The 20,521-nt window shown below is 61.0% G+C and carries 21 protein-coding genes, 1 pseudogene and 1 riboswitch; of the genes and pseudogenes, 15 read left to right on the top strand and 7 right to left on the bottom strand.

What is annotated here, in order from left to right:
* Positions 1–7: 7 nt before the first annotated feature.
* Positions 8–1,108, bottom strand: a complete 1,101-nt coding sequence (locus P8192_RS12630; RefSeq protein WP_278157372.1) for a thiamine ABC transporter substrate-binding protein — start codon at positions 1,106–1,108, stop codon at positions 8–10.
* Positions 1,109–1,172: 64 nt separating this feature from the next.
* A riboswitch (TPP riboswitch) is annotated at positions 1,173–1,283 on the bottom strand.
* Between the two features lie 120 nt (positions 1,284–1,403).
* Between P8192_RS12630 and P8192_RS12625 the strand changes: the two genes are divergently transcribed.
* The 9 genes from P8192_RS12625 to P8192_RS12585 all read left to right on the top strand — a co-directional run bounded on the left by P8192_RS12625 (position 1,404) and on the right by P8192_RS12585 (position 9,605).
* The gene (locus P8192_RS12625; protein WP_278157371.1) at positions 1,404–1,676 is read left to right on the top strand and encodes a hypothetical protein; all 273 of its coding nucleotides are present in this window, start codon (positions 1,404–1,406) and stop codon (positions 1,674–1,676) included.
* On the top strand, positions 1,673–1,951 hold the full coding sequence (locus P8192_RS12620) for a cation:proton antiporter (protein WP_278157370.1): 279 nt from the start codon (positions 1,673–1,675) through the stop codon (positions 1,949–1,951). The genes P8192_RS12625 and P8192_RS12620 overlap by 4 nt, the downstream gene beginning before the upstream one ends.
* On the top strand, positions 1,948–2,940 hold the full coding sequence (locus P8192_RS12615; RefSeq protein ID WP_278157369.1) for a DUF4040 domain-containing protein: 993 nt from the start codon (positions 1,948–1,950) through the stop codon (positions 2,938–2,940). The genes P8192_RS12620 and P8192_RS12615 overlap by 4 nt, the downstream gene beginning before the upstream one ends.
* On the top strand, positions 2,937–3,275 hold the full coding sequence (locus P8192_RS12610) for an NADH-quinone oxidoreductase subunit K (RefSeq protein WP_278157368.1): 339 nt from the start codon (positions 2,937–2,939) through the stop codon (positions 3,273–3,275). Before P8192_RS12615 ends, P8192_RS12610 begins: the two co-directional genes overlap by 4 nt.
* Entirely contained in the window at positions 3,272–4,741 is a 1,470-nt protein-coding gene (locus P8192_RS12605; RefSeq protein WP_278157367.1) for a complex I subunit 5 family protein, read from the top strand. Before P8192_RS12610 ends, P8192_RS12605 begins: the two co-directional genes overlap by 4 nt.
* Positions 4,738–6,252 (top strand): proton-conducting transporter membrane subunit, encoded by a 1,515-nt coding sequence (locus P8192_RS12600; RefSeq protein ID WP_278157366.1) that lies wholly within the window; start codon positions 4,738–4,740, stop codon positions 6,250–6,252. The genes P8192_RS12605 and P8192_RS12600 overlap by 4 nt, the downstream gene beginning before the upstream one ends.
* On the top strand, positions 6,249–8,033 hold the full coding sequence (locus tag P8192_RS12595; protein ID WP_278157365.1) for a proton-conducting transporter membrane subunit: 1,785 nt from the start codon (positions 6,249–6,251) through the stop codon (positions 8,031–8,033). Before P8192_RS12600 ends, P8192_RS12595 begins: the two co-directional genes overlap by 4 nt.
* A 29-nt stretch (positions 8,034–8,062) precedes the next feature.
* On the top strand, positions 8,063–8,590 hold the full coding sequence (locus P8192_RS12590; RefSeq protein WP_278157364.1) for a Na+/H+ antiporter subunit E: 528 nt from the start codon (positions 8,063–8,065) through the stop codon (positions 8,588–8,590).
* Between the two features lie 493 nt (positions 8,591–9,083).
* Positions 9,084–9,605, top strand: a complete 522-nt coding sequence (locus P8192_RS12585; RefSeq protein WP_278157363.1) for a TetR/AcrR family transcriptional regulator — start codon at positions 9,084–9,086, stop codon at positions 9,603–9,605.
* Between the two features lie 166 nt (positions 9,606–9,771).
* On the opposite strand, the pseudogene P8192_RS12580 reads toward P8192_RS12585, so the two are convergent.
* The 6 genes and pseudogenes from P8192_RS12580 to P8192_RS12555 form a co-directional block, all read right to left on the bottom strand.
* Positions 9,772–10,395: pseudogene (locus P8192_RS12580) on the bottom strand (IS3 family transposase); the annotation flags it as partial.
* A 112-nt stretch (positions 10,396–10,507) separates the two neighbouring features.
* Positions 10,508–11,314 carry an ATP-binding protein gene (locus P8192_RS12575; protein ID WP_278157362.1) on the bottom strand — a complete coding sequence of 269 codons (807 nt, stop codon included), beginning with the start codon at positions 11,312–11,314 and terminating at the stop codon, positions 10,508–10,510.
* A gap of 8 nt (positions 11,315–11,322) precedes the next feature.
* Positions 11,323–12,906, bottom strand: coding sequence for an IS21 family transposase (gene istA, locus P8192_RS12570; protein ID WP_278157361.1), 1,584 nt, complete (start codon positions 12,904–12,906; stop codon positions 11,323–11,325).
* Between the two features lie 124 nt (positions 12,907–13,030).
* Complete coding sequence (locus P8192_RS12565; protein ID WP_278157360.1) at positions 13,031–13,327, bottom strand: IS3 family transposase; 297 nt, start codon at positions 13,325–13,327, stop codon at positions 13,031–13,033.
* Positions 13,328–13,332: 5 nt separating this feature from the next.
* Positions 13,333–13,641, bottom strand: a complete 309-nt coding sequence (locus P8192_RS12560; RefSeq protein WP_278157359.1) for a transposase — start codon at positions 13,639–13,641, stop codon at positions 13,333–13,335.
* A gap of 113 nt (positions 13,642–13,754) precedes the next feature.
* Complete coding sequence (locus P8192_RS12555; protein ID WP_278157358.1) at positions 13,755–14,675, bottom strand: LysR family transcriptional regulator; 921 nt, start codon at positions 14,673–14,675, stop codon at positions 13,755–13,757.
* A 128-nt stretch (positions 14,676–14,803) separates the two neighbouring features.
* Here P8192_RS12555 and P8192_RS12550 point away from each other — a divergent pair, with 128 nt between their 5' ends.
* The 6 genes from P8192_RS12550 to P8192_RS12525 are packed head-to-tail and all read left to right on the top strand — an operon-like array spanning position 14,804 to position 20,518.
* Positions 14,804–15,868: an Ldh family oxidoreductase gene (locus P8192_RS12550; RefSeq protein WP_278157357.1), complete on the top strand. Its 1,065-nt coding sequence runs from the start codon at positions 14,804–14,806 to the stop codon at positions 15,866–15,868.
* 38 nt (positions 15,869–15,906) lie between these two features.
* Entirely contained in the window at positions 15,907–16,620 is a 714-nt protein-coding gene (locus P8192_RS12545) for a methyltransferase (protein ID WP_347403410.1), read from the top strand.
* 35 nt (positions 16,621–16,655) lie between these two features.
* On the top strand, positions 16,656–17,648 hold the full coding sequence (locus tag P8192_RS12540) for a tripartite tricarboxylate transporter substrate binding protein (protein ID WP_278157356.1): 993 nt from the start codon (positions 16,656–16,658) through the stop codon (positions 17,646–17,648).
* A gap of 4 nt (positions 17,649–17,652) precedes the next feature.
* The gene (locus tag P8192_RS12535) at positions 17,653–18,153 is read left to right on the top strand and encodes a tripartite tricarboxylate transporter TctB family protein (protein WP_278157355.1); all 501 of its coding nucleotides are present in this window, start codon (positions 17,653–17,655) and stop codon (positions 18,151–18,153) included.
* A 36-nt stretch (positions 18,154–18,189) separates the two neighbouring features.
* The gene (locus P8192_RS12530) at positions 18,190–19,719 is read left to right on the top strand and encodes a tripartite tricarboxylate transporter permease (RefSeq protein WP_278157354.1); all 1,530 of its coding nucleotides are present in this window, start codon (positions 18,190–18,192) and stop codon (positions 19,717–19,719) included.
* A gap of 13 nt (positions 19,720–19,732) precedes the next feature.
* Entirely contained in the window at positions 19,733–20,518 is a 786-nt protein-coding gene (locus P8192_RS12525) for a hypothetical protein (protein WP_278157353.1), read from the top strand.
* Positions 20,519–20,521: the final 3 nt, after the last annotated feature.

The following is a 20,521-nucleotide window of genomic DNA, read 5'->3' as shown; positions in this document are numbered from 1 at the left end:
TGCAGGGTCAGGACTCGTAGAGCTCGGTCCAGGTGGTGAGCCAGTCAGCGCGCTGCTCGGCCACCTCGGCGGTGTCCGGCCGGATCGGGTCCTCGGCGAGCTGGGCGTTCTCGGTCCACTCGGTGGGAAGTTCAACACTGTCGTCCACCGGGTACATGTACATCGCCTCCGGCAGCGAGGCCTGGAAGTCCTCGGAGAGCAGGAAGTCAATGAACGCCTGGGCGCCTTCCGGATTCTGCGCGCCCTCGACGACCCCGGCGTATTCGACCTGCGGGGAGCAGGAATCCTCGATGATGCTGGTGGTGGGCTCATAAGCGGGCGACGACGAGTAGCTCAGCACCAGCGGGGAGGGGCCCTCGCCGTCGGATCCGGAGAACTCCACGTAGTAGGCGTCCGACCAGCCGGAGGCCACGGTCGCGCCGCCGTCGAGCAGGTCACTCCAGTAGTTCTCCCATTCGCCGTCGGGGTAGGCAGTGGCGGTGGCCGCAAGGAATGCGAGCCCGGGGGAGGAAGTGTTCGGGTCGATCACGGTGAGCAGCTCGGCATACTCCGGATCACGCAGCTGCTCCAGCGAGGTGGGAGCGGCCAGCTCGTCGGTGTTGCTGGCATCGTCTGCGAACCAGGCGTCGTCCACGTTGATGCACACCTGGCCCTGATCGATCGGGGTGAAGTAGCCAACCGCGTCGCCGTCGGCCAGCAGCTCCTGTGCGGAATCGGGCAGTGCCTCCGACGAATATTCAGCCATGACCCCCTCGTCCACCAACGGGGCGGTGGAGTAGTCCTCGATGCCGTACACCCCGTCCACGGTGGGGGAGTCCTTCTGCAGGATCAACTGGTTCACCAGGGCGCCGGAGTCCCCGGGCGCGGTAGTGACCAGCTCGTAGCCGGACTGCTCTTCGAACTCGGCGATCTGCTCTTCGGAGATCGCGAACGAGTCGTGGGTCATGATGGTCACGGTGCCGCCGGATTCCCCAGCCTCATCGGAGCCGTTGGAGTCACCGGATCCTCCGGTCAGCGAGCAGCCGGCCAGCGCCAGAGTACTGACGACGGCGAGGCCGGACACGGTGAGGGCGGTACGCGCTCGGCGCGTAGAGGTCGGGTTGAGCATGGATCCTCCATCGGTGTAGTGGAGGGGCCGCACGGAGCCCACCGCGTGCGGCAGAATCCGTGCGGGGAGAGAATTCTCGACTTCCTTCGCCGGTGCTAACCGGAAGCAGGTTCGAGGGTCTGCGCTTGCGTCGCGCACTCTCAGCACCAGCGTGGGTGCTCCCCTGTCGAATGTCCCTCCAGCATAGCGCCCTCGACGCGTGGTCAGGTACCGGCGGTCTCACGTAGGCTGGAGAATTGCTGAAACTGCGCAAACCGCCAGGTGCCGTGTTCACCTGCGTCCTCACAGGAGAGCCATGATTGTCGAGATGACCCTCACCGGGCTCCTCATTCTGCTCACGGTCAACGTGCTGATCAGTTTGGTGCGTGTGGTCCGCGGACCCACCGGGCGCGATCGCCTCACCGGTGTGCTCTTCGCCGGCACGACCGGAGCAGGGGTCATGCTGGTCGGCTCGGTGCTGACAGACCAGCCGGCGCTGCGCGACATCGCTCTGGGCCTGGTAGCCCTGGCCGCCGTGGTCGTTGTGGTGCGCTTGGCCGCCGAAAAACAGCGACGGTCCGTTTCATGAGTGTGCTCGCCGATGCGGTAACCGTGCTGTCTGCTCTGGGCGCGGCCGTATTTTTCACTGCAGGAACCGTGGGTCTGCTGCGATTCCCGGACCTGCGATCCCGCCTGCACGCGCTCACCAAGGCCGACTCCTTGGGGTTGGGGTTCGCAGCCCTGGCCGTGATGGTTCAAATGGATACGGTGGCGTCGGCGCTGAAGGTCTTGCTGGTCTGGTTGCTCGCGTTGGCCACCGCCGCCACTGCGGCCACCCTGCTCTCACGGGACGACGACGCGTGATTCCGCCCAGTGACGTGAACGCCGTGCACGTGGTGTTGGCCGCCGTCGTGCTCGTTGCGGCCGTGCTCGCCCTCTACGCTCCGCGACGGATGACCGCCGTGGTGCTGTTTCTGGTTTTCGGCGTACTGCTGAGCGGCTACTGGGCGATGATCGGGGTTCCCGATGTGGCCCTGGCGGAGGCGGTGATCGGCACCGGAGTGACGGGGGCACTCTTCGGCTGGGTGGCCACCCTGCTGCCCGAGACCCCTGGGCGACGCTGGGTGAACGGTCGGGGTCTGCTCGGCCTGACGCTCGGGACAGGCCTGGGAGCCGGGCTCGGGGTTGCGCTGGCGCGCATCGTGCCGGCGTCTGAGACAGCATCGCCTGCCGCGGAACCGGGGCTCGGTGCCGAGGTGGAGCGGGCGCTGCCGGCCACCGGGGTGGAGCACGGCATCACCGGGGTGCTGCTGAACCTCCGCTCCTTCGACACCCTGATGGAGATGGTGGTGCTGTTGGTCGCCGTGGTGGTGGCACTGGCCTTCGTCCGCTCGTCCGGGACCGCCTCGAACCCTCAGCCCGTCACCTCGGACAGTGGTGATGCTGGAGCCTCTCAACCTGACGACGACGCCGCACCACTGCTCTGGCTCTTCGTGCGCCTGGTCGCCCCGGTGGCGCTGTTGCTGGCGGCCTGGGTGCTGTTCGCCGGCTCCTCCCAGCCCGGCGGCGCGTTCCAAGCCGGCGCCGCTGGAGCAGCCGTGCTGATCCTGATGCACGCTTCGCGTACCCGCGCCATCGCCCCCGGAACCGGGCTGACGGCGCTGCTGGTGGTCGGAGTGCTCGGCTTCGTGGCCGTGGCCGTGGGCGGGCTGGTGGTCGGCGAGTCGTGGCTGATGCTGCGCGGTGAGGGTGCCGGTGTGGTCACCGTGGTGCTCGAGACGCTGCTCGCGGTGAGCATCGGCGCCAGCCTCGCCGTGGTATTCCTGGCCTCGGCCCGAGGACGCCGATCATGAGTGAGCTGACCTTGTGGCTGGGAGCTCTGCTGACGGGGATCGCCGTGATCCGTCTGCTCACCGTGGAGGAGCCGCTGTCTCGGCTGATCGCACTGAACATCACCGGCGGAGGCACTCTGATGATCCTGGTCGGGCTCGCCGTGCGCAGCGAGGCCCCGGACCCGGTACCCCAGGCGCTGGCCCTGACCGGGATCGTGATCACCGTGGCGTTCACTGGAGTGGGTCTCGTGCTGCTGCGCGCAGTGCACGAGGAGGAACTGACCGACCTCGACGATGCCGAGGAGACTGAGGACACTGAGGGCGCTGCGGATACCGGAGAGCAGGAGAGCCGATGACTGATATCCCGGGTGCTTCCGCACTGTTGCCGGCGGTGGTGCTGCTGCCGGTGCTCGGCGCTGTGGTGTGCGTGTGCCTGTCACGTCACCGCCAGGTGCTGCCCGGCGTCATCACTGCCGCGCTGAGCGTGCTGATCTCGCTCGCGCTCGCGGTCACCGTGGCCTCGTCGGGTCCGCTGGAGCATCAGATGGCTGGCTGGGCGCCGCCGTTGGGCATCGTCCTGCGCGCCGACGGCATGGCAGTGGCGTTCATCGCGCTCGCCGGCGTCGTCGGTCTGGCTACGCTGCTGGTGGCCAGCACCGACGAGCGGACCACCGGGGACCGCAATGGATTCTGGCCGCTGTCGCTGCTGTGCTGGTCCGGGCTGAACGCGGTGTTCCTCGCCCAGGATCTGTTCAACGCCTACGTCGCCCTGGAGGTGCTCAGCCTCGCCGCCGTCGGGCTGGTGGCCCTCGGCAGCGGGGGCGCGCTGCGTGCTGCGCTGCGCTATCTGGTGGTCGCGGTGATCGGTTCCATGCTGCTGCTGGTGGCGATCGCGGTGATCTACGCCCAGACCGGCACTCTGGACATGACCCTAGCCGGGCAGCGTCTCGATGCGCCGACCGCCCGGCTGGCCCTGGTGTTGGCGGTGGTCGGAATGGGGCTCAAAGCCGCAGTGGTGCCGATGCACGCCTGGCTCCCTCCGGCCCACGCCGGTGCTCCGGCCGCGGTCAGCCCGTTAATGTCGGCGCTGGTGGTCAAGGGTGCTTTCTACCTGTTGTTGCGACTGTGGCTGGAGGTTGTCCCCGCCGATCCCGTTATCGGGCTGGCGCTCGGGATTCTGGGGGCAATCTCGGTGGTGTGGGGCAGCCTGATGGCGCTGACCGAGAAGCATCTCAAGCGCATTGCCGCCTACTCGACCATCTCGCAGATGGGCTACCTCTTCCTCGCCTTCCCGCTGCTGCAGTCCGCCGAGCCCGACGAGCAGGTCAGGGCCATGCTCGCCGCCGTGATCACCATGGCCCTGGCCCACGGCTTAGCCAAAGCCGCGCTGTTTTTGGTGGCCGGCGCCCTGATGCTCGGCACCGGCACCGACCACGTGGACGGGTTCGTCGGAGCTGCACGTACCCAGGGTGTGCTGGTCGCGGGGATGATCATGGCTGCGGTGAGCCTCATCGGGCTGCCTGTTTCCTTGGGCTTCACCGCGAAGTGGGGATACCTGACCACCGCCATGGACCAGGGCGTCTGGTGGATCGTGGCGGTGCTGCTGCTTGGCACCCTGCTGGCGGCTGGGTACCTGCTGCGCCCGATCGCCGCACTGCTGCGCTCCGCCGACATCTATGACGAATCGTTGCGCGTGGAACCCAGTTCCCGGCCAGCCCTGCAGCGCTGGGTGCCGTTCTCGCTCGGGGCAGCCGCGATCGCCACCGGCTTCCTCGGCGCGCCGATGGCTCAGCTCGCCGTGGCGGGGGTGGGCGCCGGATGACCACGCTGTTGACGCTCGTCCCGCTGGTGCTATTGATCCTCTCCGCGGTGCCCGCCCTGATCATCTTCATGATGCCGGAGCACGCCTCCCGGGCCCGGATTACCCTCAACGTGAGCGCCGCCGCCGTGAAGCTGGTGCTGATGGCGGCCCTGGTGCCGTTCATCATGGACGCCGACATCGCCCCGGAGGTCCGTTTCGAGTTCGTGCCCGGGATCGATCTGGTGTTGCGCGTCGACTCGCTCTCGCTATTGTTCACGCTGCTCTCGGCCCTGCTCTGGCTGGTCACCACCATCTACGCGGTCTCCTACCTGCACGGCCAGCCCAACCGGCGCCGGTTCTTCGGGTTCTTCGCCCTCTGCGTGACCGCCACGGTGGGGATCGGCTTTGCCGGGAATCTGCTCACGTTTCTGCTCTTCTACGAGATGCTCACCCTCGTGACCTATCCGCTCGTGGCCCACTACGGCACTCGCGCGGCGCTGAAAGCAGCCCGAGGGTACCTGTTCTACGCACTCAGCGGGGGACTGGTGATGCTCGTCGGGGTGGTGTGGCTGACCATGCTCATCGGTCCGGTCGAGTTCAGCGTGGGCGGGGCCCAGGCCGTCGCCGAACTGGCTGCCGAGCGACCTGGCACCGCAGCCGCCATCTTCGGTCTGCTGGTCGCCGGGCTCGGTGTGAAGGCCGCCCTGTTTCCCCTGCACGGCTGGCTCCCGCGCGCCATGGTGGCCCCAGCCCCGGTCAGCGCCCTGTTACACGCCGTGGCCGTGGTCAAGGCCGGCGCATTCGGACTCATCCGGGTGATCGATGATCTCTACGGGGTGGAAGTCGCCTCGGAGCTGGGCGTGCTGACCCCGTTGCTGATCGTCGCGGCAGTGACTGTCCTGTACGGTTCCGTACGCGCGCTGCTTCAGGATGATCTGAAGAAGCGACTGGCCTATTCGACCGTAAGCCAGGTGAGTTACATCGCCCTGGGGCTGACCTTGCTGAGCGTGACCGCCACCACAGGCGGACTAGTGCACTTGATCCACCAGGGCCTGTCGAAGATCACCTTGTTCTTCTGCGCCGGCCTGATCGCGGAGGTCTGGGGGATCAAGAAGGTCAGCCAGCTCGACGGCCTGGGGCGGCGGATGCCGCTCACCGCGGCGGCGTTCACCGTGGGCGCGCTGAGCATGATCGGGGTGCCCCCGACGGCCGGATTCATCACCAAATGGCATCTCGGGGTGGGCGCGGTCGAGGCGGAATCCTCCTGGGTGGTCGCGGTGCTGATCACCAGCGCGCTGCTCAACGCCGCCTACTTCTTGCCGCCGGTAGTGCGAATGTGGTTCCGTGAGCCGACCCCGGTCCCGGATGGTCCCGTTCAGGAACGCCGACATCCGGTACTGGAAGCCCCGCCTTGGCTGCTCACCCCCGCACTGGCCACGGCTGGATTTGTGCTCTTGGTGGGTCTGTTCGCCGGCGTCCCGTACTCGCCCCTGGAGGTCGCCGAGTATCTGGCAGACAGGGTGTATCAATGATGCTGACTTTGTGGATCGTCTCCGTGCTCGCCCCGCTGCTCGTCGCCGCGGTGCTCGCCGGCACGCACCGGGCGCGCACTCCGCGCATCCGGGTGATTGCCCAGCGGCACCTGAGCCTGGCGCCACTCAGCCTATTGCCGGCCGCGCTGCTGACCCTCCTCGCGCCCGCGGAACCGCTGCACGCCAACTGGCTGATGATGGGCATCACCGTGGGGTTCGATGTGGTCTCGCGGGCGCTCACTATGGTGGCGGTGCTGCTCTACGCCGCCGCGATCTGGGCGGTCACCTGGCGCTACGACCATCGCGCCCCGGAGCTGGTGGCTTACTTGCTCGTCTGCTTCGTGGGCAACGCCGGGGTGTATCTGGCCCAGGATGTGGTGATGCTCTACGCCAGTTTCTCGCTGATGAGCCTGGCGGCAGTGGGCCTGGTGGTACACGAGCGGACCGCGGAGGCGTTTCGCGCGACCCGGATCTATCTGGTGCTCGCGGTGATCAGCGAGATGGCGGTCCTCGCCGGGGTCGTCTTCACCGCCCAGGCCGGTGGCTATCTCGTTGTTGACGCCCCGGCGGCCGTGGCAGAGTCTCCGCACCGGGCCGTGATCGTGGTGCTGCTCATCCTGGGCTTCGGCATCAAGGCCGGACTCGTCGGGCTGCACATGTGGCTGCCGCTGGCTCATCCGGCGGCACCCCCGCCGGCCAGTGCCGTGCTCTCCGGCGCTATGGTCAAAGCCGGGCTGGTCGGCATGCTGCGGCTGCTGCCCCTAGGGGAGGCTGCGATGCCCGCTGTGGGCGCAGCCGTCATCGTCCTCGCGCTGTTTGGCGCCTTCGCCGCCGTCGTTCTGGGCGTGGTGCAGCGCGACCCCAAGGTGGTCCTGGCCTACTCAACCATCTCCCAGATGGGTTTCCTGAGCGTGCTGGTGGGCACCGCATTGGTCGCACCCGAGCTGGCCGGGGCCTGCATCACAGCCGCCGTCATCTACGCCGTGCACCACGGACTGGCCAAGGGCGCCCTGTTCATCGGGGTGCCCGTATGGAAGCATCACGCGACCGGGCTGCGTCGCCACCTGGTGATTGCGGGTATGGCGGTGGCAGGCCTCGTAGTGGTCGGCGCGCCGCTGAGTTCGGGTGCCGTGGGTAAGTACGCGGCGAAGGAAGCCATCGAGAGCACTGAGATCTGGGGTGTTCAGGTGGCAGACCTGCTGCCCTTCGTCGCCACTGGGTCTACCGTGCTGCTGGTGCGACTGGCGTGGATCTTGCTCGCCACGGAGCGCGAGCCGCGCCATCCGAAGGATGATCCGGCCCTGCCCGCGTGGTTACTGCTCGTGGCGCTCAGTGCCAGTGTGCCCTGGATTCTCACCGATCGCTGGGTGCCTCTGGACTCGGTGCCGGGCCTGGAACCGGTCACTCTGTGGGATGCCACCTGGCCGATGCTGATCGGCCTCGGTATCGGCGCACTCGCCTGGTACGTGGTGCCGCGATGGTTGCCGCGACTCAGTGCGCACCTGGAAACCATCATGAAACCCGGCGACCTGGTGATCCCGATTGAAGCCGGCACACACCGACTCGCCATGGGCGCTCGGTTCATCACCGAACGCATCGGAACCCTCCGCGACAGCGTTTCGGACGTGGCTATTAACCTGGGCATTGGCGGGACTCGGACTGTGGCGCAGGTCGCCCGGGCCGAGACTGCGGCAGCGAAGTGGAGCAACAGCGGTGCGGCACTGATTGCGGTGCTGATCGTGCTCACGGTGCTCATGCTGTTCACGGAAGGAACATCCTGATGACCTCGTCAACATCGAAGAGGAATCGAATGTTTTCGTGGGTGCGTGCCGCCCTGGTTCGCGGGCTCGTGCTGCTCGTCTTATGGTGGGTGCTCATCGAGGGCGGCTCGTCCTACCTGGGGTACGCGCTGATCGCGGTGCCGCTGGTCGTGGGGGCGAGCCTGATGCTGTCCCCGCCGCAGACGGGTCGGTGGAGGGGCGTGCCCGGAAGGTTGCTCGCTGCTCTGCGGCTGGCCGGGTGGGTGATCGGTCAGATCGTCTCCGGCGGGGTTGACGTCGCGCTTCGTGCGGTGGCACGCCAACACGGGGGCCGCATCAGTCCCGCATCGGTGCTGGTTCCTGTTCGTGCCACCGGAACAGCGAGGGCTTTCTGCATGGGCATCTTCAACCTGATGCCCGGCACCTTGGTGCAAGGCATCAGGACCTACGACGGGCAGGATCAAGCGGAACTGCATGTGCTTGCCACCGAACTCGATGCGATAGGGAACTGGACGTCCTTGGAGGACCGCATCTTCCGAGTTTCCGGCACAGAGGACAGTGAACTCGACTTCACGTGACACCGTCGCGACGAGAAAACCGATCACTCTAGCCGAATGCGGCCAACAACTCGGCGGCCATGTTGTGCTCCTCAGTAGCAGGGGATCTCGAATCGAGCCAATAGATGGTGAACATCATCTAATGAAGCTGCGGTGGGTGCCAACGACGGCGTGATGCCGCCCGCTGGCGAAGGATTCTGCGATGACCACGACCACCTTGCTCTACCTCGACGATCTCTCCCTAGGGGATCGCTTCGAAAGCGGAGCCCATGCGCTCGACGCCGATCAGATCGTCGACGTCGCGGACGACTCCGACCCGTAGCCCTTCCATCTGGATCCGATCGCGGCGAAGGACACCTTCTTCGGCGGCCTCGCTGCCAGCGGCTGGCATACCGCCGCGCTGACCCTGAACCAGCACGACGAGGTGTGCCAGAACCTTGCCGCGAAGCTGGTGGTGTTTCGTCGGCCCGACCGTCCCGAGCATCCCCCGTCAGACAGCGCAGCAGGAGTCCTGATGGGGCGGGTGAGTCAGGCCCGAGCCGCGGAGAACCGGGAGCGCGTGGTGGCCACGGCGTCGCGCCTGTTCCGTGAGCGCGGGGTGGAGAACGTCTCGATCGCCGATGTTATGGCGGAGGCGGTACTCACCGTGGGTGCCTTCTACAAGCAATTCGAGTCAAAGGAAGCCCACCGCAGCGAGGCATTTGCCTACACTTTCGACGACGCCGCCCGGTCGTGGTCCACCGTGGTGGCGAGGACCCCGTCAGTGTATGCGCTGGCGGAGCACTATCTAAGCTCGCGCCCGGCCCGGTACACCTGCCCAATCTTGGCGATTGCCGCTCCGGCCAGTCATTCCGTGCCCGAAGCGGAGCCGCGTGCGACCTACGCGCAGGGCGTGGAGTCGTTGTACGCCCAGTTTTGCGAGGCTGCAGGGGTGAATCACGACGACGCCGAACCGAGCGGCGAGGATCCGCGGGTCACCTTCGCCGCGATGATCGGTGCCGCCTTACTCGAAAAAGCCGTCGGCCCCACCGAATAGGTCACCGCCATCCGCTCCGCGGTGGTGGGGCGCAATTAGCGGGCGCGGCGGGAGGCCCGGTATAGCTCGTGGGCGTGATCTTCGGTCTTGCTCCACATATCAAATGTGATTATGCCAATACGCCGCTGTGGGCTTGCCCGCAAGTTGTGGACATGTTCTTAGTTCATCAGGCCGTTGCCTGAAGTCTTTCTATCTCACCGGCTGACTGCTGTTCCCTAAGGGAATGTTCGTATTCCACCGGCGGGAGCATCCCGAGGGCCGAATGCAGTCGCCGACGGTTGTAAACCTGCTCAATCCAATGAACGACCCCAGCACGAGCTTCAGCCCGGGTAGCCCAGACACGACGGTCATAGAACTCGGTTTTCAATTTGGAGAACACGCTCTCTGCCATCGCATTATCGAAGCAAACCCCGGTCCGGCCGACTGACTGAGCCAAGCCCAAATCCCAACAGACTTTGTACGTGTCTTCACTGGTGTACTGGGCCCCTCGATCCGCGTGAAATACCAGGCCATCAGGCTTGTGATTCTGCCGGACCAAGCACGCTCTTCGCAGCGCGGATTCAATCAGCTCGGAGTTCTGCACCCTCGACATCGACCAGCCCAGCACGCGCCGGCTATGGGCATCGGTGACCAGGCACAGATACAGCCATCCTTCCCCGGTACGTAGATACGTCACATCACTGATCCAGACCTTGTCCAGTTCGCCTTGATCCCAGGTGCGCTTCACCCGATCTGGAATGCGATGCGGGCGTACTCCAGCGATCGTGGTCACCGGGGAGAACTTCGTGGGCTGTGGCGCATAGCCTTAGATGAAAGCGCTGGTCTGGGTAAGTGGTAGCGGAGTTCTGACGACCGGGAAGCACCTCTATGGTGCTTCCCGGTCGTCGGTTTCTCGAGTTTTTCTACTCCCAGTAGCCAGGGGCCGCTCGTGTCTGTTCACCTTGGTGGCGCCGCATATCAATGTCGCCAAGGTTTATCGTGCGGGCATTATTCGCCAGTCGATTGACGATACTATCCGCAGCGATTCTGTCAGGGAGAGCTGAAGCCCAGTACGCGGGCCCGGTTTGAGAAGCGATCATGGTCGCTGCCCGGTGTTCTCGGTTTGCCAGTATCGCGAAAAGATCGTTCGCGGCTTCAGGGTCAATACCGACGGTCAGGAAATCGTCGATGATGAGTAGATCCGCATCAGATAACCGGTTCAACAAGGCCTGATGAGCGATGCCATCGCCTCGAGCGATCACGAGACGACGAGCGAGCTCGTCCATACGGGTGTAGAAGACCTTATGCTCGTTGTGACATGCCGCTACGGCAATCGCACAGGCAATATAGGTCTTTCCTCCTCCTGTGGGCGAGGTAATCAACAAGTTAGCGGTCTCATTGGCCCAGTCATGTCCGGCGTAGCGGGCCATCCTGGCTGGGGTAATGTTCCGTCCTTCTTGATAATGGATCTCCGCGATCGAGGCCCGCATGATCGGTAGCTGAGCAGCCAGGAGCAGTTTCTGAATGTTCTTCACTCTTCGCTGGTCTAAAGCGTCATCAACGGCAGCCAGGAATACTTGCTCCGGGGTCAGGTGGTCGTTGCTCTCATCGATGATGAGTTCTTCGAATTTCGCAGCCAGATGCGTGATCCGCAAAGTGCGAAACTTCTCTTTGTCCGCCGTGCTGAACACTGAATTCATCAAGGCAGGGCTCGCCGGTGTCGTGGTCATGGCACTGTTCACCGTCCCTGCTGGTAATAGTCAGCTCCACGCACGTAGATCTGCGCTGGATCGAGATCAGTGACAGCCGCCTCGGGCTTCACGGTGGCAGCTGCTGGCCTGTGTGGCCGAGATGTTTTCGTATCAGAATCAATGGCAGCCATGAGTCGCTTGAGTCCGGAATAGCTGGCATACCCACCCAGGTTGGCTAACTGCGTGCACGCAGCCTCGAGGCGTTGCTTATCGCGCTTGCCCAGGGACTCGAGAATGTTCTGGCACTCCAGATACCCCTGAGCCTCGATCTTATGGCGGTCTAAAACCGCGGTGATGATCTCCACGGTAGCCGGCCCAAACGCGGCCGCCCGACGGATAAACCAATCACGAGACCACAAGCCAGCGACGTCTTGGTGCTGGAGGGGTACATGCGCGGAATCAGTGGAGTACTGGCCCCGGCGGCCGTGTTTTCGTCGGTGCTCTGCAACGATGGCATCGCCATCGAAGATACTGACCTGTTGATCCGTCAGTCGTGCTCGCAGCAATTGACCTGCGAGTCGGTGAGGCACTGAGTAGTGCTGATAATCGCAGGTCACATGATAATTCCGTCCCACTTTGACCTGCCGGTATTCAACATCTTCAAACCCCTCAACAGGCAAGCCTCCCAAAGCAGATGCCTCTTCTGCCATGAATCGTTCGGCCCTGGTGGTCCCATCAGCCCGGCGGATCTCTTCATTGATTTCCCTCATCCGAACAGCGATCGCGGTGTTGAGCTCGGTAACGGTCGTGAAGACGTCTTCGCAGAGATATCCGATGACTCGCTTGTTGATCACCTGAACGGCAGATTCTACGGCGGCTTTGTCTCGAGGCTTGCGCACCCTGGCAGGCACGATCGCCGTTGCGTAGTGATCAGCTAACTGCTGGTACTTCGGATTCACGACCCGAGCAGACTCACCTTTGGTAGGGCGGTGAGTAGCAGTGGGCGCGTTATCAGGGACCACAATCTGGGGCACCCCACCGAAATACTCGAAAGCTGCCTTGTGAGCGCTCAACCACGCGTTCATACGCATATCAGTGCACCCCGTGCAGTACACCAACCCTGAGTACGGCAACACCGCGACGAACAAGTAGACCTTGGTGATTTCACCGGTGACCGCGTCGCAGACCTGGAGGGTGTCACCGGCCCAATCGATGAATACCGCCCGCCCCGGTTCATGGTGCAAAGTGGCTACAAGATCGTTTCTTGCCGCGTAATCGCTGAAGAGGTGGCAGTACTGAGAATACGAGTATTTCCGCAGTTCGGAGGCCACACCGAGATAAGTTCTCCACCCCTGGAGCAAAGTGAAGTGACGGTTTGATCGCATCGATGCCACGACCGGGCCGAATTCCGGCGCTAGATACTCACCTGCAACTCGTCGGCGCCGATCGGGGAAGAGTTCCTCTACCCGTTCTACGGTCATGACAGCTACTTGATCACCTGTGAGGCCGTGCTCCTTGATCACCGCACGGGCTTTAGCGACGTCTCGTTGAGAACATCCTAAGGACTCAGCGATATCTCGATAAGACCGCGACTCCAGCAACAGAGACATGATCTTCTTGTAATCAACCACGATGAAGGCCTGCTTCCATGAATCTAGAAGAGAAAGCAGCGCCGGACGACGCCGCTACTCCTCAGCAGACCACAGTGCTACCACATACCCAGAACAACGCTTCCAGGTACCCAGACCAGCGCTTTCATCTAACGCTATGCGCCAGGCTGATCCCTTCCAACCCCTGACGACGCATCGACGCAGCCACCGTTTTCCGATTGACGTTGATCCCTTCTCGGCCGAGTTGAGCACTGATCCGAGGCGCTCCATACACGTGACCAGACTCGGCATGAACGTCGCGAACCTTCGCGTCGATCTGTCGTTGACGTGCCGCACGCGGCCCGGGAGGACGACCTTCGCGACCGACCCAGGCGTAATAGCCCGAGGCGGAGACTCCTAATAATCGCGCCATGCGCTTGATTTGGTGATTGTGCTTCTCCACGTGCATCAGTTCAAACCGTTCCGGTCCTGACGCTTCTGCGCGAAGAAGCTCGCGGCTTTTCCCAGGAACTCATTGTCCTTTCTGGCCTCGTAGAGTTCCTTCGTTAGCCTCGCGTTCTCAGCTTCAAGCTCCTCGACGGTGCGTCGTTTCGTTGGCTGGCGAGACTCGCGCTCGATCTTCACCCACCGGCCAAGTGACTGTTCTCCAACGCCGATCTCTTCGGCGACAGCTCGGATGCTGCGATCGGTATCGATCACCAATCGAGCGGCTTCTCTTTTGAATTCCGGGGTAAAGCTCCGGCGTTTACTCGTCATGGTTCTCATCGTGACACCTTCCTGGTAACAGCCACAGCCGCCACCTTGCTCAGATGTCCACTAATTCAGGGTAAGCCCAGCTGACCACAACGAACTTTGTTCAGCACTGAGGGTCAGTTGTCCTGAATTCCGCGAATGATCTCCTTGGTGAGCATGTCTGCCAGATCTTTGACTGCCCCCTTCGGCTCTTGATCTGCAGGCCAAGCCAGGCCGATTTCCTGCACTAGGTCGACATGCTGAATACGAATAAAAGGTACGTCGGCGTATTCAGGTCGACTGGCTAATGATTCTGGGGCAAAAGTCACTCCGATGCCAGAGGTGGCGAGATCGATCATGGGCACGACGTTATTGATGTTCATCACTCGACGGGGCCTGACTCCCAACCTGGTTAGAAAATCACGGCTGACCGCACCGATATTGTGATCTTGATGCATGAGGATCAGTCGTTCACTTTGCAGAAAATTCTTGAGCTGGATGGCTGAGATAGTTGATCCGCGCTCTCGACCGGCCAAAATTTTACTGACGGCCTTCCCGACGATTAGCACCCGCTCGTCGGCAATTTTGCTGAAGTGTACGCCGATGCCGATGCGGCCGGTATACATGACGGCGAGATCGAGCTTCTTGGAACGTACTCCTGCCAACAGGTCCGAATTTGACATGCCATGGATGTCGATTCGCAGTCCGGGCCAAACTTCGAGAATTTCCGACAGAACTTGGGGGATCAAAGTAAGTGTGCGCCACGCGGTGGCTCCGAGGTTCACTGTCTCGCCACTTAGCTGTTCCATACCTTTGAGATCAGCCTCCATCGACGCACGGAGCTTCTCTGAGGCCTGGAGGTAGTCGCTGTAGCGATGTCCTTCCGACGTCAGCACTATGGGCTGTGAACTTCGATCGATTAGCTTCACTCCGACTGACTCCTCAAGGCGAGAGATGTATCGGCTAAGGGCCGGCTGGCTAATGAAGAGCGTCGCTGCGGCTTGAGTCAAACTTCCTTGCTCGACGATCGTCTGAAGGTACCTCAACGCGTCGCTCAATTCACTTCCTCCATAACCAAGATGTTATAGCAAGGCAGTCATTTTTGCATTGGACCAGAGTGATTCAGCTCACATATCGTCATGTTCAAACCTAATCATCTCACGCGGAAAGAAGAGGGGACCATACGATGACCACCACCGTAGACGCAGAATCTTTGACGAAATCTTGCGCACTGTCGCTGCAACACTCGGGCGTTTCCCCGGAGGATGCACAGGACGTAGCGCATAGCTTGGTCCTCGCAGATGCACGTGGATTGAGCTCTCACGGTGTCAGCCGTATGTCGATCTACACCAAGGCAATTTTGGCGGGTGTCATGGTTCCCGATGCTCATCCCGAAATATTGCGTGATAGTCCGGGCACGTGTCTGATCGATGGTCACAACGGTCTGGGAGTACCTACTGCGTTTGCCGCGATGGACGCCGCAATAGAGAAAGCGCGTGCTGTCGGGATCGGGTTTGCAGTGGTACGTAGGTCCAATCATTTCGGGATGGCTGGCCACATTGCCGAACGTGCATCTCAACGAGGACTTATTGGATACGCAGCTACCAATGGTCCATCTCGCATGGCCCCATACGGAGGAGCGACACCAGTCTTTGGAACCAGTCCATTTGCGTACGCAATTCCCACGAGTGCGGGGCCCCCGATTCTCATCGATATGGCCACTTGCGTAGTGGCACGCGGCAAAATCATCATGGCCGAGCGTGCCGGTGAGGAGATTCCAGAAGGCTGGGCAGTCGATTCCAATGGGAACTCCACCACGGATCCGACGGCAGCTCTCGCGGGCTCCGTGCTTCCCTTCGCTGGTCCCAAAGGATCGGCTCTGGCGATGCTTGTAGAGGTTCTGGCCGGTGTCCTGGGCGGATCCGTCTGGGGACAGGGCGTTGGCGACATGTACAAATTGAATGGTCAGCCGAGCGGAACCAGCCACAGCGTCTCCGCGTTGGACATTGAAACGATCATTGGGCGCGATGAATTCGACAACAATCTTGCGGATCTCATTTCACAGATCAAACTCAGCCGTGCAACTTCTGGGACCGAGGTCTTCCTGCCTGGCGAGAGAGAGTCGCTTGCTCTAGAGAGAGCACTAAATACGGGCATACCCCTCGAAGACAACGTCGTCTCCGAGTTGGATGCGCTGTTTAGTAGGCAGGGACTTCCCACAATCTCATCAAAGTCTCGGACAGATCTTTGAGCTCGCCGAACCTCAAGGTAAGCACGGGCAACTCAACTATGACCTCGAAAAGCGAAAGCGAGAACACTATGGGAACAGTCGGAAACCGCACAAGAGTCAACACTACGATTTCAGCGAAGGAAGAGACCGTGCAACGACTGGCCAAAGCGCCAGTTGCCAACATCGGCGATGTGATGCAACGTCTCTACTCATTCGACGCTGGACTCGTCCCACTCAACTCGCATCGTCTGTGCGGCCCCGCATTTACGATTCGAGTTCCGACAGGAGACAACCTGTATCTACACCACGCGATGGACATGCTCTCTACGGGGGAAGTGCTCGTCGTTGCGGCGGAGGGGAGTAGCCGAAGGGCGATCACAGGTGAACTCATGCTTCAGTACATGGCCACGAAGAACATTGGTGGTGTCGTGGTCGACGGCTATGTGCGAGACCTCGACTACATCAAAACCACCTGCCCCTACCCAGTATATGCACGGGGGACCAATCCCAATGGTCCGTACAAGAACGGCCCAGGCGAGATCAACTACCCAGTTGCCATCGGTGGTGTCGTCGTCAATCCCGGCGACATCATTGTCGGCGACGTTGACGGATTGGCAGTTGTCCCGGTCGCTGAGGCCGAAGCGGTCGCGAATGAAGTTGAAGCGGTCATGGCTAAAGAAGCCTCGATCATCGAGAACATCACTACCAAGAGTGAATTCAACCGTCCATGGGTCGCAGAGCAGATGAGCCGCATCGGCGCGGTCCACATCTGATCGGTAAATCAACAACACACAACCGGAGGAACATCTTGAAGAACTCACGACTTGCCACAGTCATCGCAGGAATATCGACACTGGGACTTACTCTCACAGCATGCGGAAACAGCGACCCCGAAAGCGCTGACTCGTTCCCGTCGGAACCTATTGAAGTTATTGTCGGCTTTGCTGCTGGAGGTGGCACCGACCTCGGTGCCCGTCAGCTCATGCCGTTGGTTGAAGACGAGCTCGGCGATGGCGCACGGCTTCAGGTCGTTAACCAGCCAGGAGCAGGCGGTTGGGTGGGCTGGGAAGCTGCCTTGTCCGAGAACCCGGATGGTTACACCCTTACATACTTGAATACTCCAAATCTGCAGTCGGGATATCTCAACCCTGAGCTCGGCCGTGACAACACTCCAGATGATTTCACTTTGATCGCGAATCAAGTCACTGATCCAGGTGCTATTTCAATCCGTACCAATGAGGACAGGTTCACGGACCTCGAGTCCCTCATTGAATACGCCCAGGAAAACGAGCTGACGACGACGTCGACTGGGGTGGGAAGTGATGATCATATCGCCGCGCTGCAATTGAACCAGGAACTTGGTACCAAGTTCAAAATCGTCCACACTGAAGGCGCCTCCGAAGGAATGGCATCATTCCTTGGTGGGCACATCGACGTTCTCATTAATAACGTTGGCGAAGCCTTTCAAGCCCATGATCAAGGCGAACTGAAGACTGTCGCGGTCGCGGCAGATGAACGTTCCGAGTTCATGCCGGACGTGACAACCCTGGAAGAAGCTGGCTTCGGACCCATCTACAGCAGTTCCTCACGTGGGATTGGCGCACCTAGCGACATGCCAGCAGAGATTCACCAGAAGCTGGTAGACGCCTTCCAGTCTGCAATCGAGTCCGAAGAACACAAGGAGTTGATGGGCGAGCAGGGACTGGCGATCAATTACCTCGGACCTGATGACTACAAACAGCTGATGATCGAAGAAGATGAGAAGATCAGAGGCCTCATGGACCTCCTCGGCTGGAGCTGACTCCATGAGGGACAGAATTAGCTATATCGGAATCGCCGGGGTGATTGTCGGAACGATCATACTTTTCAGCGTGTCCGGTCTTCCGAACTTGTCGGCCCTTTTTCCACGCACAATCGCTTGGGTGCTCATCGTCATCGGGGTCATCGAGATGATCCGAAACTTCGTTGTCGGTACAAGAGACGCAAGGGACGCCAAAGTCATCGAACGCGACCAGTCTGACTATCAGGAGCCCATCGCTGGCGATTTCGACGAGGCAGACGCCGACTCCAGAGGCCCTATCAAGCCGGTAATTATCTTTGCTGTCGTCACTATCGCCTACGTCGCACTTATTCCGGTTGTCGGATTCTACGTAATGACCTTGGCATTCCTAACCGGTCTCATGTTGGCCTTGGGTATTCGAAATGTGCTCCTCTATCTCGGCGTACCGGTCATTCTCACCGCCATTATCTACCTGACATTCACAATGCAACTGAGCGTTCCGCTCCCCGAAGGAGTTCTGTTGTGAATACGTCAGTAAACACACCCGCAGGGGGTTATGTCCATGTTCGTTGATGTCATCGGCGAAGTTTTCCAACCCGCCAGCTTGATCGCGATCCTCTTGGGCACCGTCATTGGTGTTGTCATTGGAGCATTGCCCGGTCTCTCGGCCACAATGGCGATCGCCCTGCTTATTCCAGTCACGTTCCTCATGGAACCGATTCCCGGAATCATCCTGCTCGTCACGGTATATACCGCTGGCGTGTACGGAGGATCGATCTCGGCAATCTTGCTCTATACACCAGGTACACCCGCAAATGCGGCGGCGAGCCTCGACGGGTATCCGCTCACTAAACAAGGTCTGGGGTATCGGGCGATAATCATTGCCACGGTCTCTTCGATGGCGGGCGGAATACTGAGCGCTATCGCGCTGGTTCTATTTGCTCCTCTTCTGTCACGGATCTCGTTGGTCTTTGGCCCGCAAGAGTACTTTTGGGTTGCGATCTTCGGGCTTACTATTATCGGAGGCCTGGCTGGAAACTCGCTACTCAAGGGGATCATCGCTGCCCTACTGGGTCTTTCCTTAAGCTTTGTTGGCATTGACAACATGGTCGGCACTCAGCGCCTGACATTTGGCGTTCAAGGGCTCCAATCCGGGGTGCAGATGATCCCGGCCATGATTGGGCTCTTCGCGGTTGCTCAACTGGTGGTCCTATTGCGTCAGCCGCATGACAGCTCCAAGAAGATCCCCAAGCAGGAGACGAGTCTGCGAAAATCCAATCTCAGCTTCATAGAATGGATACGCATCAGTCCGACCATTATCAAGTCAGGAGTCATCGGCACAGGCGTTGGCGTCCTCCCCGGGGCCGGCGGTGATATCGCTTCATGGATCGCTTATAACGAAGCGAAGCGAGCGAGCAAAACCCCGGAGAAGTTCGGAACGGGACACTATCCGGCAATTGCTGCACCTGAATCATCCAACAATGCAGTTGTTGGCGGCGCGCTCATCCCCACCTTGACTCTGGGGATTCCGGGCAGTACCGCGACGGCAATCCTCCTCGGAGGACTGATCATGAAGGGGCTAGTGCCGGGTCACGAGCTCTTTACTCGTAATGCCGTTGAGACGTATTCGATCATTGCTGGCTTCATGATCGGCACAATCCTCATGGGTATCGTTGGATTGCTTCTCGCCCGCTATGTCGTCAAGGTCGCTGACGCGCCAGTTGCTGTTCTGGTCGCTGTAATCATTGCTCTGTCGGTGCTCGGGGCGTATGCAATCCGCAACTCAATGTTTGATGTCGTCATGATGTTGGTGTTTGGTCTCATCGGCTACGGACTCCGCGTCCTGAATATCAGCGCTGCGCCGGTGATTCTTGGGCTGATCCTCGGTCCGATTGCCGAACGCGGATTCCGGCAGACAATGACGATTGTCGGGGACGAGAATATTTGGCTTTCCTTCCTTACGCGTCCGATCAGCGTCGTCCTCATCGTCCTGATCCTTGGAACCTTGCTGTTCCCGATAATCAACAAATGGCGTTCGTCATCGAGAGCCAAGCGCGTCCAAGCTAAGTCCTCAATTCTGACGCACAACTGAGAAAGCAGGAAGCATGGCGACTGTTGGAATTCTTGGCGCCGGCATGGTCGGCAGTACCTGGTTGCGTGGCATCCCGTGGAATGAGATAGGAATGCGGCCATTGGTCTATGAACCCGCAGAAGTAGACCTGCAGCCATTCGACCGCGTAGCCGACCCGTCTGAGCTTAGGGATTGCGATCTTGTTCTCGTCTTTGTCAGTGGCGGTATCGCCGATAAGGTTATCCGCACGGCTTTCGGAAAATACGGCGAAGTCGGACCGCGAGAAATTCTCGACTTCACGTCCAACGGTCCGGACGGTAAGAAAGCAACTGCGGAATGGTGCAACGATCATGGCAGTAGCTATGTCGACGTCACTATTCTCGGCGCCATCGCCGCTGGAGGGCTAAAAACCCCTCTGGCGATCGCTGGCACGCCATCTGAAGCAGCCGGTGCGTTGATCAACGCGAGCGGTGCGTCGCAACTCAAGATGGAAGGCGCAGAGGCCGGAGCAGCGGCCCGTATTAAGCTGGTGCGCTCCATCGTGACCAAAGGACTCGAAGTGCTCGCCTGTGAGGCTCAAATCATTGCCGATGAGTTCAACATGGGACCGGACTACACGCGCGTTTTCGAAGACTTCGACACCGGACGATTTACCACCATCATGAACAGCATGGTGCAAACCCACCCGGACCACCGGGAGCGTCGTGGCAAAGAGGTCCGTGAATTGCTATCCATGATCGGCGCTGATGGGCGGCAGAGCGCCCTTCTTGATGCGGTTGCGAAAAACTACGAACTCGGAGCATTCCGTCCCGTGGAGTAGCCA

This window comes from Citricoccus muralis, from assembly GCF_029637705.1.
Classification (GTDB): Bacteria; Actinomycetota; Actinomycetes; order Actinomycetales; family Micrococcaceae; genus CmP2.
Note: the sequence above shows the minus strand (reverse complement) of the source record. Positions and strands in the feature narration are given on the sequence as shown.

Coding starts and splice junctions, on each gene's coding strand:
- P8192_RS12630 (WP_278157372.1), bottom strand. CDS start 1,108: ATGCTCAACCCGACCTCTACGCGCCGAGCGCGTACCGCCCTCACCGTG.
- P8192_RS12625 (WP_278157371.1), top strand. CDS start 1,404: ATGATTGTCGAGATGACCCTCACCGGGCTCCTCATTCTGCTCACGGTC.
- P8192_RS12620 (WP_278157370.1), top strand. CDS start 1,673: ATGAGTGTGCTCGCCGATGCGGTAACCGTGCTGTCTGCTCTGGGCGCG.
- P8192_RS12610 (WP_278157368.1), top strand. CDS start 2,937: ATGAGTGAGCTGACCTTGTGGCTGGGAGCTCTGCTGACGGGGATCGCC.
- P8192_RS12605 (WP_278157367.1), top strand. CDS start 3,272: ATGACTGATATCCCGGGTGCTTCCGCACTGTTGCCGGCGGTGGTGCTG.
- P8192_RS12600 (WP_278157366.1), top strand. CDS start 4,738: ATGACCACGCTGTTGACGCTCGTCCCGCTGGTGCTATTGATCCTCTCC.
- P8192_RS12595 (WP_278157365.1), top strand. CDS start 6,249: ATGATGCTGACTTTGTGGATCGTCTCCGTGCTCGCCCCGCTGCTCGTC.
- P8192_RS12590 (WP_278157364.1), top strand. CDS start 8,063: ATGTTTTCGTGGGTGCGTGCCGCCCTGGTTCGCGGGCTCGTGCTGCTC.
- P8192_RS12585 (WP_278157363.1), top strand. CDS start 9,084: ATGGGGCGGGTGAGTCAGGCCCGAGCCGCGGAGAACCGGGAGCGCGTG.
- P8192_RS12575 (WP_278157362.1), bottom strand. CDS start 11,314: ATGACCACGACACCGGCGAGCCCTGCCTTGATGAATTCAGTGTTCAGC.
- P8192_RS12560 (WP_278157359.1), bottom strand. CDS start 13,641: ATGACGAGTAAACGCCGGAGCTTTACCCCGGAATTCAAAAGAGAAGCC.
- P8192_RS12550 (WP_278157357.1), top strand. CDS start 14,804: ATGACCACCACCGTAGACGCAGAATCTTTGACGAAATCTTGCGCACTG.
- P8192_RS12545 (WP_347403410.1), top strand. CDS start 15,907: ATGACCTCGAAAAGCGAAAGCGAGAACACTATGGGAACAGTCGGAAAC.
- P8192_RS12535 (WP_278157355.1), top strand. CDS start 17,653: ATGAGGGACAGAATTAGCTATATCGGAATCGCCGGGGTGATTGTCGGA.
- P8192_RS12530 (WP_278157354.1), top strand. CDS start 18,190: ATGTTCGTTGATGTCATCGGCGAAGTTTTCCAACCCGCCAGCTTGATC.
- P8192_RS12525 (WP_278157353.1), top strand. CDS start 19,733: ATGGCGACTGTTGGAATTCTTGGCGCCGGCATGGTCGGCAGTACCTGG.